This window comes from Jonquetella anthropi DSM 22815 (assembly GCF_000237805.1).
Lineage (GTDB): Bacteria > Synergistota > Synergistia > Synergistales > Dethiosulfovibrionaceae > Jonquetella > Jonquetella anthropi.
In genome coordinates this window covers 1,418,046-1,432,229 of the sequence record NZ_CM001376.1, presented here as the reverse complement: position 1 = coordinate 1,432,229, position 14,184 = coordinate 1,418,046, and the positions used below count along the sequence as shown (strand labels likewise).

12 protein-coding genes are annotated in these 14,184 nt (G+C 62.9%); 11 read left to right on the top strand and 1 reads right to left on the bottom strand.

The genetic code is table 11. The annotated features are described in order from the left end of the window. Positions 1-6 precede the first annotated feature (6 nt). From minE to JONANDRAFT_RS06635, 11 genes are all read left to right on the top strand, one after another. On the top strand, positions 7-309 hold the full coding sequence (minE, locus tag JONANDRAFT_RS06685; protein WP_008521886.1) for a cell division topological specificity factor MinE: 303 nt from the start codon (positions 7-9) through the stop codon (positions 307-309). 2 nt (positions 310-311) lie between these two features. Then, positions 312-1,517 carry a rod shape-determining protein RodA gene (gene rodA, locus JONANDRAFT_RS06680; RefSeq protein WP_008523286.1) on the top strand — a complete coding sequence of 402 codons (1,206 nt, stop codon included), beginning with the start codon at positions 312-314 and terminating at the stop codon, positions 1,515-1,517. Next, entirely contained in the window at positions 1,498-3,324 is a 1,827-nt protein-coding gene (locus JONANDRAFT_RS06675) for a TIGR03960 family B12-binding radical SAM protein (RefSeq protein ID WP_008523285.1), read from the top strand. Before rodA ends, JONANDRAFT_RS06675 begins: the two co-directional genes overlap by 20 nt. After that, positions 3,321-3,941 carry a TIGR03936 family radical SAM-associated protein gene (locus JONANDRAFT_RS06670; RefSeq protein ID WP_008521883.1) on the top strand — a complete coding sequence of 207 codons (621 nt, stop codon included), beginning with the start codon at positions 3,321-3,323 and terminating at the stop codon, positions 3,939-3,941. Before JONANDRAFT_RS06675 ends, JONANDRAFT_RS06670 begins: the two co-directional genes overlap by 4 nt. Continuing rightward, complete coding sequence (locus JONANDRAFT_RS06665; RefSeq protein WP_008523281.1) at positions 3,938-5,425, top strand: Rne/Rng family ribonuclease; 1,488 nt, start codon at positions 3,938-3,940, stop codon at positions 5,423-5,425. Before JONANDRAFT_RS06670 ends, JONANDRAFT_RS06665 begins: the two co-directional genes overlap by 4 nt. Further along, the gene (gene smc / locus JONANDRAFT_RS06660; RefSeq protein ID WP_008523279.1) at positions 5,400-8,801 is read left to right on the top strand and encodes a chromosome segregation protein SMC; all 3,402 of its coding nucleotides are present in this window, start codon (positions 5,400-5,402) and stop codon (positions 8,799-8,801) included. Before JONANDRAFT_RS06665 ends, smc begins: the two co-directional genes overlap by 26 nt. Then, positions 8,792-9,532: a tRNA1(Val) (adenine(37)-N6)-methyltransferase gene (locus tag JONANDRAFT_RS06655; RefSeq protein ID WP_008521880.1), complete on the top strand. Its 741-nt coding sequence runs from the start codon at positions 8,792-8,794 to the stop codon at positions 9,530-9,532. Before smc ends, JONANDRAFT_RS06655 begins: the two co-directional genes overlap by 10 nt. Then, positions 9,517-10,335, top strand: a complete 819-nt coding sequence (rsmI, locus tag JONANDRAFT_RS06650; RefSeq protein WP_008521879.1) for a 16S rRNA (cytidine(1402)-2'-O)-methyltransferase — start codon at positions 9,517-9,519, stop codon at positions 10,333-10,335. Before JONANDRAFT_RS06655 ends, rsmI begins: the two co-directional genes overlap by 16 nt. A 143-nt stretch (positions 10,336-10,478) precedes the next feature. Beyond that, the gene (locus JONANDRAFT_RS06645; protein WP_008523277.1) at positions 10,479-11,693 is read left to right on the top strand and encodes a DUF3798 domain-containing protein; all 1,215 of its coding nucleotides are present in this window, start codon (positions 10,479-10,481) and stop codon (positions 11,691-11,693) included. A gap of 169 nt (positions 11,694-11,862) precedes the next feature. Beyond that, positions 11,863-12,525, top strand: coding sequence for a metal-dependent hydrolase (locus JONANDRAFT_RS06640; RefSeq protein ID WP_008523275.1), 663 nt, complete (start codon positions 11,863-11,865; stop codon positions 12,523-12,525). Positions 12,526-12,553: 28 nt separating this feature from the next. Beyond that, positions 12,554-13,243, top strand: coding sequence for a metal-dependent hydrolase (locus JONANDRAFT_RS06635; RefSeq protein WP_008523273.1), 690 nt, complete (start codon positions 12,554-12,556; stop codon positions 13,241-13,243). 45 nt (positions 13,244-13,288) lie between these two features. On the opposite strand, the gene JONANDRAFT_RS06630 is transcribed toward JONANDRAFT_RS06635, so the two are convergent. After that, entirely contained in the window at positions 13,289-14,158 is an 870-nt protein-coding gene (locus JONANDRAFT_RS06630) for a MurR/RpiR family transcriptional regulator (RefSeq protein ID WP_008521872.1), read from the bottom strand. Positions 14,159-14,184 lie beyond the last annotated feature (26 nt).

The window sequence follows — 14,184 nt, the reverse complement described above, 5'->3', positions numbered from 1 at the left end:
TGAAGGATGCGTCTCGGATTTTTAGAGTGCCTTTTTGGAAAGAAAACGCCGTCAAGCCAAGCCGCCAAAAAGCGCCTTCAGCTTGTTTTAATTCACGATAGGACGGACATCACACCCGAGCTGATGAACGCGCTGCGGGCTGACTTGATCGAAGTGATCACCCGGTATATGGATGTGGACGAGAAGAACATCGAGCTGGGCATGGACAGAGACGATTCGGCCGGGCAGGTGGCTCTTGAGGCGAGCATTCCCGTTCTGCGGCTCAAGCGGGGCAGTCAAGTTTCAGGTGTCCGCGCTTCCAAACAGTAGGAATGTTTGAGCGTCGGACGCTGGGAGAGCTGTTCAGGGCTTCCGACAAAACGCTGTTCGTCGTCTTGGCGGCGCTCTTCTCGGCGGGGCTTCTGTCCATCTACAGCGCCGGCAATGGAGCGTCGGGCAATGGGTTCCACTACGCGCTTCGTCAGCTGACGTGGGGGGCTGTCGCTCTGGCGGCGGCCTTGGCTGTCTGGAAGCTGGACATGCCGGCTCTCCTGCACTATAGCTATGTCATTTACGCGGCCGGCTGTTTCCTGCTGGTCGCGGTTCTCTTCGTGGGAAGCCGAACCAAGGGGTCTCAGGCGTGGTTCGGCTTCTCCGGCGTGTCGATTCAGCCGTCCGAGTTCGTCAAAATAGCCCTTGCCCTCGTGTTGGCGCAGCAGTGCCGCTTGTTCTGTCCTGATACGTTTCCCCGCTTCCTCGGAGCGCTCGCGCTCGCGGGGGTGGCGGGGATTTTGGTGTTAGTTCAGCCCGACTTGGGTAGCGCGTTGGTCTACGGGACAATAACGTTTTTCGCTCTCGTGGCGGCCGGCGCTCCAGGCAAATATCTGGGTGGTCTGGCTGGCTGTGTTCTGGCCGTTCTTCCTGGAGCGTGGTTCTTCCTCAAAGAGTATCAACGAAACCGGCTTTTGGTGTTCATTGAGCCGGCGCTCGACCCCCTTGGGGCCGGCTATAACGTCATCCAGTCCCGAATCGCCGTAGGCTCCGGGCGGCTGTTGGGAAAGGGATTTATGCACGGCACCCAGAGCAAGCTGCGCTTTCTCCCCGAACCGCACACTGACTTTGTGTTCAGCGTGTTCGCGGAGGAATTTGGCTTTGTGGGCAGCTGTCTTTTGCTGGCGCTGTACGGCGTGCTGCTTTGGCGGCTGACCGCCGTCGCCCGCCGAACCCGGGAGCTGGAAAACAAGATTTGGATCGTCGCTCTGATCGGCTGGCTGTGGTTCCAGTTCTTCGAGGCGATTGGCATGAGCATGGGCCTTCTGCCGATCACTGGTCTGCCCCTGCCGTTCATGTGCTACGGCGGCAGCTCTCTCGTGGCCGCCGTCCTGGCGGTAGCGCTTGTGGCAAAACAGGGCGCGCTGGACAAGCTGGAGCGGCTCGACTCGGCCGTACCTGACACGGTGGGGCTGAAGCTGGTTGACTCGCTGTCCGGCCGATCGGCAGGTTGGGGAGGACCAAACCGTGGCATATCGCTTCGCTGAGTTTGACGATCCCCAGTGGCCGTTGATCGCCGGGGCGAAGATGCCGACCCGCTACGCGGTCTGTGAGTGGGGAGCCCGTCCGCCCAAGCTGCAGGCAAAGCTTCGAATTTGCCTGTGCTTCCCCGACGTGTACGAGGTTGGCATGAGCTATCTGGGGTTTCAGCTCCTGTATGAGCTGATCAAAAACGGCACCGACTACGACTGCGAACGGGCGTACTGCCCTTGGACGGACATGGAAGGCCTGATGCGCCGCGCCGGACGTCCTCTCCAGTCGGTAGAAAGCGGCCGAACCTTGGCGGAGTTCGACGCGATAGGTTTTACGTTTCAGCACGAGATGAGCTTTACGAGTATGCTGACCATGCTCGACTTGGGACGCGTGCCCCTGCTTTCGTCTGACCGGGACGAACGCAGTCCAATAGTGATCGGCGGCGGCCCGGGGGCGATGACTCCCGAGCCGATGGCGTCGTTTGTGGATATTTTTTCGTTAGGCGACGGGGAGGCGCAGCTGCCCGCGCTGTTGGACTGCCTAGCCCGGACGAAAGGCCGGCCTCGGCGGCAGCGGCTTGAAGCGGCAAGTTCCGTCCCGGGGTGCTACGTTCCGTCTCTGGTGGACTGTGCCTATGATGGCGACGGCGTTCACTTCAGCGCCGCCTCACCTCTGCCCGTTGCCAAGCCGGTCTGGCACGATATGGATGCGATTGCGCCCCAGTCGATGATCGTGCCGGCGTCGTCGATCGTCCACGATCGGGCTGTGGTGGAGCTCTTCCGCGGCTGCTCCAGAGGCTGTCGGTTCTGTCAGGCCGGCATGACTTACCGACCGGTACGGGAGCGGAGCCTTCAGACCGTCGAGGAGTCGGTGACCCGGCTTTTAGATCGGACCGGGTGGGAGGAGTGTAGCCTCGTGTCGCTGGCCAGCTGCGACTACCCTCAGATCGACCGACTGTTGGCTGACTTAGCGCCGGAGATGGCCCGCCGGGGCACGAAAATCAGCCTGCCCAGCCTGCGGGTTGACGCGTTTTCTGTCGGTCTGGCCGAGGAACTTGCCACGCTGAAAAAGGGCGGCCTGACCTTGGCGCCGGAGGCCGGAACGCAGCGCCTGCGGGACGTCATCAACAAGGGCGTGACCGAAAAGGACCTGTACGGCGCCGTAGAGGCGGCGTTTTCCATGGGCTGGCAGAAGGTGAAGTTCTATTTCATGATGGGCCTGCCGACCGAAACTGAAGAGGATTTGGCTGGTATCCTGCGGCTGTGCGAGAACTCCGCTGAGATCGGCCGACGGCACACGAAAAGGGCGTCGATCAACGCCTCTGTGGCCGGTTTTGTCCCAAAGGGGCACACGCCGTTCCAGTGGGAGCCTCAGAACAGCTGGGAAGAGCTGGCCGCTAAAGGGCAATGGCTCAAGCGCAACCTGCGCAACCGGCACGTGAACCTGAAATACCACGAGTCCAGCCAGAGCTTTATCGAAGGCGTCTTGGCCCGCGGCGACCGGCGCGTGGGGCGGGCTGTTTTTCTGGCTTGGAAAAACGGCAGTCGCTTGGACAGCTGGAGCGACACGTTCTCGCTTGACGCGTGGATGAAAGGCTTTTCCGACGCCGGGATCGACCCGAGCTGGTACGCTCACCGGCCGCGCGGCAAGGATGAAGGGCTGCCGTGGGATCACATCGACTGCGGCGTGAGCCGGTCGTTTTTATGGCGGGAACGGCAGAAGGCCTACGCGGCTTCTGTCACGCCCGACTGTCGAACCGGCGGTTGTTCCGGGTGTGGCTGGCAGGGGCGGGGCTGTCATTGGTCGGGGGGACAGAAGTGAGTCGGAAGAGAATCCTTTTCGAGAAGCGCGGGTACTCGTGCTTTGTCCGGCACGTCGAACTTCCGCAGCTTTTCGGGCGAATCGCCCGCCGTGCTGGGTTCAGCTTGGAGCTGACCGAAGGTTTTTCCCCTCACGCAAAAATTGTCATGGGGCCGGCGCTGCCGGTCGGCGTGCCGTCGTTAGGCGAGCTGGCCGAGCTGTGGCCCCTTGAGGCGGTGACCGAGCGGGAATTTTTGGACCGGTTCAACGCCGCCGCCCCGACGGGCTTTCGTTTCTTGGCCTGTCGGGACGTTGACGGGCGGGTGTTGAATAAGGTCATCGACGCGGCTTCTTACTGGGTGTGCCCGAGAAACCGTCCCGTTTGGGAGGCAGTTGAGCCGGCGGCCCGGGACTGTTACGGCGACGGCCTGCTGAATCTCAGCCGGGACGAAACGGGGTTGGAACTGACCCTGTCCTCCCCGTCGGCGCTGGGGATCGGCATGCTGGTTCGAGCTCTGACCGAGCGCCAAGAGATCGCCGGCTGGCCGGAAATCTGCATCGCCCGGCTGGCACTCGGCACGTGGAACGGGGAGGCCGTCGTGCCGCTTCTGACGCCTGAAGGAGGCGAACGCGCGTGACGCAGGACGTGAAAATTTACGCCAACATGCTGGACGAAGAGGAGCGCCGCGTCGCGGTCGTCGAGGACGGAAGGCTGCGCGACTTGTACGTGGAGCACGGCCGTCCGGTGCAGCAAAGCGGGGACATCTACCTTGCCCGGGTCGAGTCCATTGTGAGCGGCATGAACGCGGCGTTTCTCAACCTTGGCGACGGGCGCAACGGCTTTTTGTACTTGGCCGACGCCAAGGGATTCAGCGTCCACGAGAACGGCGAGCTGATCGTTCAGGTGACGAAAACGCCGCGGCGCAGCAAGGGCGCTCGCGTAACGCCTCAGGTCTCATTGCCGGGGCGTTTTTTTGTGTATCTGCCGTTCGCCGGCAGCGTGGGCGTGTCGCGGAAAATCGGCTCGGCGAAGGACCGTCAGCGCCTGCGGGCATTGGTGGGGAGCGTTGAGCGCGGCGGGGTAATAATCCGCACAGCCGCTCAGGACGCGGCCGACGAGGACTTGGCAACGGATCTGGCCCAGCTTCAGGAGCAGTGGGAGAGAATAGAGCAGAGCGCCAAGCTTCGGATGTCGCCGGGCGTTTTGTGGCAGGAGGACGGCTTCCTGATTCGGGCCCTTCGGGACGAGTTGGCCCATCATATTTCCGAGGTGGTCACCGACAGCCGGGAGGCTTTTGACGCGGTCAAAGGGTTTGTCTCCGCGGCTGGGGCGGGCTGGAGCGGCCAGGTCAGCCTGCTGGAGAAGGGAATCGACCTGTTCGAGTACTGCGGACTGACCCAAGAAATCGAATCGCTCATTCGGCCGAAGGTTTGGCTGCCGTCAGGCGGGTATCTGGTCATCGACCAGACCGAGGCTCTGACCGCCATCGACGTGAACTCGGGAAAGTGCGTGGACGGCAGCTCATTGAGCGCCACTGTGAAAACGACCAATCTGGAAGCCGCGCGGGAAATTGCCCGGCAGATACGCCTTCGGGCCATCGGCGGCATCGTCATCGTCGACTTCATCGACATGGAGAGCGAGGCGGACCGAACGGCCGTGCTGGACGCGCTGAAAGACGCTTCGGCCGCCGACCCGAACAAGGTCCGAGTTTACGGCATGACGAGCCTCGGCCTAGCGGAAGTGACCCGCAAGCGGACACGGTTGGACCTGCGCTCTCAGATGACCCAGCCCTGCTCGTCCTGCTGCGAAGGCCGGACGTGGAAGGACGAAGCGCTGGCCGCGTCGGTCAAGCGCCGGCTGCGCAAGGCTTTCGCCGGGTCGTCGTCCGGCTGGGCTCTGGTGGCTATGAACGACGAGCTGGCCCAAATTGTGGCGCAGAAGTGGCTCAAAGGATGGGAAGAGACGTTCGGTCGGCGGATCGTGCTTCGGGGGCTACCCGGCGCGTCACGAACCGACTGGCGCATAGAGGCTCTCGGAGACAGCCGCAAAATTTTGACGCAGGCGCAGAGCCCATGGGAGCGGGAGGAGCCGTCACGTGTATATCGAACGACTGACTCTTAAAAACTTCAAAAGTTTCGGCGGCACTCACCAAATGCCCTTCGCCCCCGGTTTCACCGCTATCGTGGGGCCGAACGGGAGCGGCAAGAGCAACATCTTGGACGGCCTGCGCTGGGCGCTTGGGGAGAGCAGCGCGTCCAGACTGCGAATTGCCCGCCAGTCGGACCTGATTTTTCAGGGCTCGGCCGGCATGGTCGAGGCGAGCGAAGCCGAGGTGACCGTTCAGCTGTCCGACGGGGCGACTCACCCGACGCTGCGGCGAAGTCTTTCCCAGTCCGGGGCGGAAATTTGGGCTGACGGCGTGAAAATTCGCCTTGGTGACTTAGGGGCGTTCAAAGAAGAAGTCGGGTTGGGCGGGGAGCGGTTTGCGTTTATCGGTCAGGGAGAAGTGACCGAGGCGATCTCCCAGCGGCCCAAAGAGCGCCGCCTTCAGCTGGAAGAGCTGTTCGGCGTGGACAGGTACCGCCGCCGTCGGGACGACGCCGCGCTTGAGCTGAAAGAGGCTCAGGACGAGCTGCTGCGCCTTCAGACGCTGATCGGCGAGCTGACGGCCCGTCGGGATGAAATCGCCCCTCAGGCCGCCCTTGCCAAGCGGGCTCAGGAGCTTGAGGCACGTCTGGAAACGTTGAATGGCCGGCTGTACCACCTGCGGCGCTTTGAAGAAGAGCGGCGTCTTGCCGACGCGAAGGCTCGGGGCGAAAAACTGCAGGCCGGCTTCAGCAGGGCCACTTGGTGGAACGCCGGCTGGTCGAGCCAGCTCGATCGGCTTCGCCGCCGGGGCGACGAGTACCTCAAGCGCCGGGCTCAGCTTCAGGAGAGGCAGGACGAGCTGACGCCGATGCTCGAAAACGCCCGGCAGGCAGAGACGGCCGCTCAGGGGACGATTCGGGAAAACGCCTTCGCGCTGAGTCGGTTGGACGAGGAAAAAGAGCGGCTCTGCGCGGGCCAAACGAAACTGGCCCAAGACCGCAAGAGCGCGTCGGCCCGGCTTTCCGAGTGTCAGACTCGGCTGGCCGAGCTGTCCGGCCGGATCGCCGAGCTGGAGGATCGTATTCGCCGGCAGAGCGACGCGACCGCGTCTCGGCAGAAAAAGTTGTCCGAGCTGACCGAGCGTCGGGCCTCGTATCAGGAGGCTCTGGCGGACGCGCGGGGGCGCCTGTCAGGGGCAGCCAGTTCAACCGCCGCGGCGGAGGCCTGGCAGGCCGAGCTGGAAGCCGAACACCGGCGGCTCACCGACTGCGTGGCCCGCGGGGACAGAGCCCTTGAGGCGCTGGAAGACCGAACCGAAGAGCTGGTCGAGGGAATGAGAAACGCCACGTCCCTCGCGCAGGACCTGTCCATGCGCCAGGCCGGCGCGCGGCGGACTGCCGCTTCCCTTGAAGGCGAGCTGGAGGCCGCCCGGTCGTCGGCCGCTGAAAGCGCGTATCCCCGTCCGGTTCAGATGGTCTTAGCTGCCATCTCATTGGGGAAACTCGACATCAAAGCCTGCCCAGCCGCCGAATCGTTCGAGTGCCCCGCCGAGCTGGCTGCGGCAATGGAAGCGTATCTCGGCGGGCGGCAGTATTGGCTTCTGGTGGAGGACACCGCGTCCGCCCAGAAGGGCATCGACCTGCTGAAAGGGCGTTCCGGCGGGCGGGCGACCTTCCTGCCGTTGGAGCGGTGCCAAGCGCGGCTTGGCGCTCTGCCGTCAGGAAAGGGCGTAATCGGCCGGGCGTCCGAATTAGTCAAGCCAGCGCCGGAGTGGAAAAAGGCCGTCGATCACCTGCTGGGAGGCGTGCTGGTTGTGGAAGACTACGCGACCGGCGCGGCGCTCAGCCGAGGCGCTCATTTCTCGGTCGTCACGCTCGAAGGCGAGGTCTTCTCGCCGTCCGGGGCCGTCAGCGGCGGAAAAAGTTCTCATGCTGGCGCCATCTCGGCGCGCCGTCAGGCCGCGGAGCTGGCCGCCCGCCTTGAGGAAGCTCAAGCGGCGTCGAGGCGACTGAGAGCCGAGCTGACTCAGGCCGAGGAAGCGGAGAAGACCGCACAGGAAGAGCTGAACCGTCACCGGGCCGTCACGTCCCGGGCAAAAGAAGAGTTGGAAGGACTTCAAAACAGTTTGCGTGCCGTTTCCGCCGAGTTGGCAGAGCTGGAAGAGCGCCGCGGTCGGTTCCAGCAGAAACAGGAAGAGTGGCAGCGTTACGCCTCGGAGACGGAAAGCCGTCTCAAAGAGCTGGAGCGTGAAATTGAATCGCTCGCCGCCTCGCCGGATGGGAACGACGCCGCTCCCGAGGACGCGCTGCCCCAGCTTCGGGGCGAAGAGCTTTTGGCGCAGGAGCGGACCGACCACACCAAGCAGGAACTTCAGCGCCTGCTCGGCGAAGAGATGGCCCTGTCGTCCCAGCTGGTACGGCTCGAAAACGACCGCCGAACCGCTCAGACGAGGCTTGACGGGGCGAAGGAGCAGGAGACCGAAGCGTTAACCCGGCGGCGGGCTCTGGAGGCTCAGATGTCAGACCTTCGGGGCCTGTTTGACGAGCTGGAGAGAAGCGGCGCTTCTGACGCCGCTCGGACGGAGCGGCTCATCCGCCGATCGGACGCGGCCTCGGCTCGGCTGGAAAAAATCCGTGCTGAACGCGCCGCCGTCGAAGCTGACGCCGAAAGAAGCAACGTCCGCTTGGAGGAAATGATCTCGGCCAGCGAAGCGCGGTGGCCGTACCCGGAGAGTTTTGCCCCGGGCGACGAGCGGCGCGAAGCGGTTGAATCGGCAGCCCGCTATGCGGAGCGGGCTCTGCGCGAGTTAGGTCCGGTCAACGTCGGCGCGTTGGACGAGCAGGCGTCCCTTGACGGGCGGCTGACGTACCTGAACGACCAGACGGCGGACGTCAAAAATGGCATCAGGTCGCTTCAGGACGTCATCGCGCAGGCGGACCGGCAGGCCGCCGAGCTCTTTTCAAAAGCGATGGATCAAATCGACGTCCGATTCAACAGCCTGTTCGGCCGGCTCTTCGGCGGCGGCGAAGCGCACCTGTCATGGCAGGGAGAGGCGGGGGCGTGGGACAGCGGCGTTGAAATCACCGCCCGCCCACCGGGAAAGAAAACGCTCCTGTTGGCGCAGCTTTCGGGCGGCGAACAGTCCCTCACGGCTCTGGCTCTTCTTTTTGCCGCCATGGAGACCGCCGGAGCACCGCTGGCCGTCCTCGACGAGGTGGACGCGGCGCTTGACGAGGTCAACCTGAGCCGGTTCGCCCAGTTGGCCGCCGAATACGCGACCCGGGTTCAGCTGATCGTCATGACCCATCGGCGTCAGACCATGGAGGGGGCCGACACCATGTTCGGCGTCACCATGAGCGAGCCGGGGCTTTCTCAGATCGTGAGCGTGAGGACAGACCAATGGGAGTAACCGTCGACGACTTGTTGGGCGGCCAGCTGACGATCCGTCAGCCCGTCAGAGGCCCGCGGGTCAACATGGACACCATTCTGCTGGCCGGATTCGTTCGGCTGAAGCGCCGGGAGCGGGCCCTCGAGCTGGGCTGCGCGACTGGCGGCGTCGCCATGCTGATGGCTTGGCGCAGCAGCGCTCACGTGACCGGGCTGGAAATAGACCAGCGGTTCGTCGAGCTGGCGCGGCAAAACGCCGAGTCCAACGGCCTGTCCGACCGGCTGTCATTCGTCTGCGGCGACCTGACCCAGCTTTGGGGCCGAGGACAAGGGGGAGAATACGACGTCGTGGCGGCCAACCCTCCGTATGAGGAAATAGGGCAGGGCCAGCCCTGCGCGTCGCCGGAAGACCGCACGGCCCGGCAGGGCTCGGCTTGCACTCTGTCCGACGTGTGCCGAGCCGCGTCGTGGAGCCTGAGGGACAAAGGTCGGCTGTACATGGTCATGCGGGCCCGCCGTCTGGCCGATACCGTGGCGTGTCTTCGCGCCGCCAGCCTCGAGCCGTCGGTCCTGCGGTTCGTTCACCCGAAGGCGGACCGTCCCGCGTCAGTTTTCCTCATGGAAGCCCGACGCTTCGGCGGCGTGGGCCTTCGGGTGCTCCGGCCGTTGGTCATGCACGCTCCGGACGGCTCCCTGACCGACGAGTTTTTGAAGTTTTACGAGAAGGAGGCCCCGTCATGCCCCTCGTCGTGATTCCTACGCCCATAGGCAACTTGGGCGACGTAACCCTGCGCGCGTTGGACGAGCTTCGCTCCGCCGGGCTGGTGCTGTGCGAGGACACTCGGCACAGCGGCCCGATTTTGGAGAAGTGGGGCGTGACTGCCCCGCGGATGAGCTATCAGAAGTTCAACGAACGGGCTCGGGTCGACGAAGTGCTTCGTCGGCTGGCCGACGGGCAGAAAATCGCCCTGATCAGCGACGCGGGCACGCCGGGCATATCCGACCCCGGGGCCGTCGTGATCCGCGCGGCCATTGAGAACGGCTTCCCGGTGGACGTCCTCCCGGGCGCGACGGCCTTCGTCCCAGCGCTTCTCCTTTCGGGCCTTGAACCGCAGCCGTTCGTCTTCGTCGGTTTTCTGCCCGACAAAGAGGGTGAGCGCGCCGAGGTTTTGAACCGCTGGCGGAACGTGGGCGTCACGACGGTCTTTTACCTGTCGCCTCACAAGGCGTTTCGCCACCTGAGCGATATGGCCCGCCTTTGGGGGCCCCGCCGGGCGGCTCTCGCGCGGGAGATTTCAAAAATCCATCAGGAAGTTCGCCGGGGGGATCTTCAGGCCCTCGCTGAGTCGGTGGCGGACGGGGTCAAAGGCGAACTGGTCCTGGTCGTCGAAGGCGTTCTGCCTGAACCGGACGCGCGTGACTGGCAGGAAGAGGCGCTGGCCTTGCGGCAAAACGGCCTATCGGTCAAGGAAATTTCGGCCCGGCTTGCTTCGGGCGCCGTGACGAAAAACGAAATTAAAGAGTGGCTCATCGCCGTCGAGCGGGACGGCGAATAGCGGGAAGCCCCGCGCCGAAAGATCTCGGCGCGGGGCTTCTTCGTCTTTTGAGCAGCCTTCTTTGCTAAAGCGTCCTTTTATGATATTATCAGCCAAAAGATGTATTGTTTTATCAAAAAACGGACTTGAAGGAGGAAGAACGAATGGGAATGTACCTGAAAAGGCTAGGGGCTGCTGCGCTTCTGACCTGCTGGGCCGGGGTTTGCTTTGCCGCCGATCCGGCGCCGTTCCACGTGGGGATCTGCACCGGCACGGTGTCACAGTCGGAGGACGACCTGCGCGGGGCTGAAGCCCTGATCGCCCGCTACGGCGACGTGGCGAACGGCGGTATGATCAAGCACGTGACCTACCCGGACAGCTTCATGACCGAACAGGAGACGACCATTTCACAGATTGCCGCGTTCGCCGACGATCCTCTGATGAAGGCCGTTGTGGTGAACCAGTCGGTTCCTGGAACGACCGAGGCGTTCCGGCGTATTCGGGAGAAACGGCCTGACATTCTGCTGTTCTCCGCCGAGCCTCATGAGGACCCGATGGTCATCACCACCGTCGCTGATCTGTCGGTGGCGACGGACGCCCTTTCCCGCGGCTACCTGAACGTCGCGCTGGCTCACAAGCTGGGCTGCGAAAACTACGTCCTCGTGTCGTTCCCCCGCCATCAGAGCTACGAGCTTCAGGCCAGAAAGCGCCGGATCATGGAAGAGGCGTGCAAGGACCTGGGCATGAAGTTCCACTTTGAGACCGCGCCCGACCCGACCAGCGACGTCGGCGTGGCCGGCGCCCAGCAGTTTATTCTGGAAAAAACTCCCGCATGGCTCGAAAAATACGGCCCGAAGACGGCGTTCTACTGCACCAACGACGCTCAGACCGAGCCGCTCATCAAGGTCATCGCCGCGAAGGGCGGCTACTTCCTCGAGGCCGACCTGCCGTCGCCTCTGATGGGGTATCCCGGCGCTTTGGGCATTGAACTGGCCGACGTGGCCGGTGACTTCAAGGCGATCCTGAAGAGAGTTGAAGACGCGGTCGTCAAGGCCGGAGGGGCCGGGCGCATGGGCGTTTGGGCCTACTCGTTCGGGTTCACCTGCTCGGAGGCCATGGGCGAGTTGGCGATCAGCTGCGTCAAAGAGGGCGTGACGCCCAAGACCCTGCGGCGCAAGGTCAACTTGGACCGTCTGGTGGCGGCGTTTGACAAAGAAACGCCGGGCGCCAAGTGGAACGGCAGCTACTATCGGGACGCTGGAACCGGCATGGAGCTGAAAAACTACATGCTGGTCTACCAAGAGACCTACCTGTTGGGGAAGGGATTCTCCGGCATGGGCTCCGTCAAGGTGCCAGAGAAGTACTACAAGATAAAATAAGCGATTAAAAGCTCGTTCGGCCGGGAGAGAAATCTCCCGGCCTTTTTGCTGACGATAAAAAGTAAAATTGGGCATTGATTCACTCGTCAAATGAAGGTTTCTGTTATATACTCGATTTATACAAAAAGTTATGTTCTTTTTTAGTCGTTTTTTATAGGAGGCTTGAAGAATGAACGCACAGTTTCTCGGACATTCGACGGTCAAGATCCAGAGTGATTATTGTTCGGTTCTGATCGACCCGTTTTTCACCGGCAACCCGATGGCCTGCAACACTGTTGACGATTTCATCGCGCTGGACGGCATGCTGCTCACTCATGCCTGCCACAAACGGCTGGCCGACGCGGTGACGATCGCCAAGGCGACCGAGTGTCAGGTGGTCTGCACCGAAGCCGCCGCCGAGTGGATGAAAGAGCAGGGCGTCGCTCCCAGTCAGCTGGTCGTTATGGCTTGGGGCGAGACCCGTCATTTCCCCTTTGGGACCGTGACGGTTGTTCCGGCAAAAAGCGGCACCGAGACGGCCGGCCCGATCTGCGGCTACGTGATTGAGGTCGAGAAGCACAAGGTTTACCACGCCGGAAACACCGTGCTTCTGCCGGAGATGAAGGACTTGTCCAAGATGGCCATCGACTTGGCGTTCCTGCCGATCGGCGGGGAGACGACGATGGACGTTCCCGCGGCCGTGCAGGCCTGCGAGCTCATCAAGGCTCGGGAGGTCTGCCCGGTTCACTACAACACGTTCCCGTCCATATCGGCTGATCCGGCAGCGTTCAAGAAGGCCGTCAAGGGATCCGAAGTGATCATTCTTCAGTCGAGCGAGAAGGAGACCCTGTAGTTTCAAAGAGCAGGAGGAGGGGCCCGTCGTGAAACTCACGTTTTTGGGACATTCGGCGTTCGTGCTGGAGAGCTCGGACGGCCGGATCATCGTTGATCCGTTTCTGTCCGGCAACCCGCTCTGTCCCGTCCCGATCGACCGGATTGGGAAGCTGGACACGATTCTGGTGACTCACGGTCACGGCGATCACTTAGGCGACACGGTGGCTCTGGCCCGACGCGACGGCGCAGCGGTCGTCTGCGTCCCTGAGATCGGCCACTGGCTGGCCGGTCAGGGCGTGTCCCGGCGAGTCGAGATGAACTTGGGCGGGACAGCCCGGTTCCCTTGGGGCAGCGCCAAGATGACGCCGGCGCTTCACAGCTCGTCAATCGCCACGCCTTCCGGGCTGGTGGACGGCGGGGTGTGCTGCGGCTTTTTAATCCGCATGGGCGGCGCGACGGTTTACCACGCTGGGGACACCTGCTTGACGAGCGATTTTGCCCTGTTGGCGAACCAGTCGGTTGACGTGGCCCTTCTGCCGGTCGGCGGGCACTACACCATGGACGAATGGGACGCCGCGCAGGCGATGAGCATGATTTGGCCGACCTGCGTCGTCCCGATGCACTATGACACGTTCCCGGCCATCGGCGCCGACATGAAGCGGCTGGAAAGCCTCGTGCCGCCGTCGGTGCAGTTCTGTCCGCTCAAGTCGGGAGAAAGTCTCGAGCTGTCGGCTTAAACAAAAAAGCCGTCCCGCCTTGAGGCGGGACGGCTTGAGGACGAATCAGTAGCGCAGGCCGAACACCGGGTGGTAAATCCGCTCATCGTGAAGGCAGGCGGCCTGTTCTTCCAGCGCCTTGCGGGCCCGGTCACCCATCTCGACCGACAGGGCCGATGTGAGCACGTGGATCAGGAAGACGGCGCCGATGAGCGAGCTGCCGAATGTGGGGCTGCTGTCGCTGACGAAAAACGACAGGTCGGCCATCTTGCAGATCGGCGCGGCAGGGCTGTCGGTGACGGTGATGATCTTCGCCCCGGCTTGTTTCGCTCGGGCGACCGACTCGGTAAGAAGCAGGGCGTAGCTGGGCAGGTCGAAGGCAATCAGCACGTCCCGACTGTCCAGACAGCGAACCTGTTCTATTAAGGTAAGGCAGCCCGGCTGGAGGGTAAAGCTCTTGAGGCCCAGTTCCCTCAGTCGGCTGAAGAGACACTCGGACGTCATGGCCGATATTCCCCAGCCGGCGCAGAAAATCGAGTCGGCGGCCAGAAGCATGGCGCTGAATTTCTTGATATTGGCTGGGTCAAGCCGGTTCCACGTGTCTTCCAAGTTGGCGTGTTCCATCTGGTGGATTCGGGCTGCCAGCGCGGACTCGTTTTCGGAAAGTGCCCGGTTCAGCATCGCCGCGGGGTTCACCTGTTCGAGCACGGTCTCCTGAATGGCGGCCTTGAGCTCTGAGTAGCCGCCGAACCCGAGCATACGGGCAACCCGAACGAGCTGGGCCTTGGAGACGTTCAGCTCGCCTGCCACGTCGCCGATGGTGAGAAAGGCCGCTTCTCTCATGTGGGACAGCAAGAACTCGACCACCCGGCGGGCCTTGGGCGGGGAGTTTTCCAGTCGGGCGCGCAGGACTTCCTGAAGTTGAGAGTTTTCCATGAAGTGCCTCCGATCAGCTGATGATG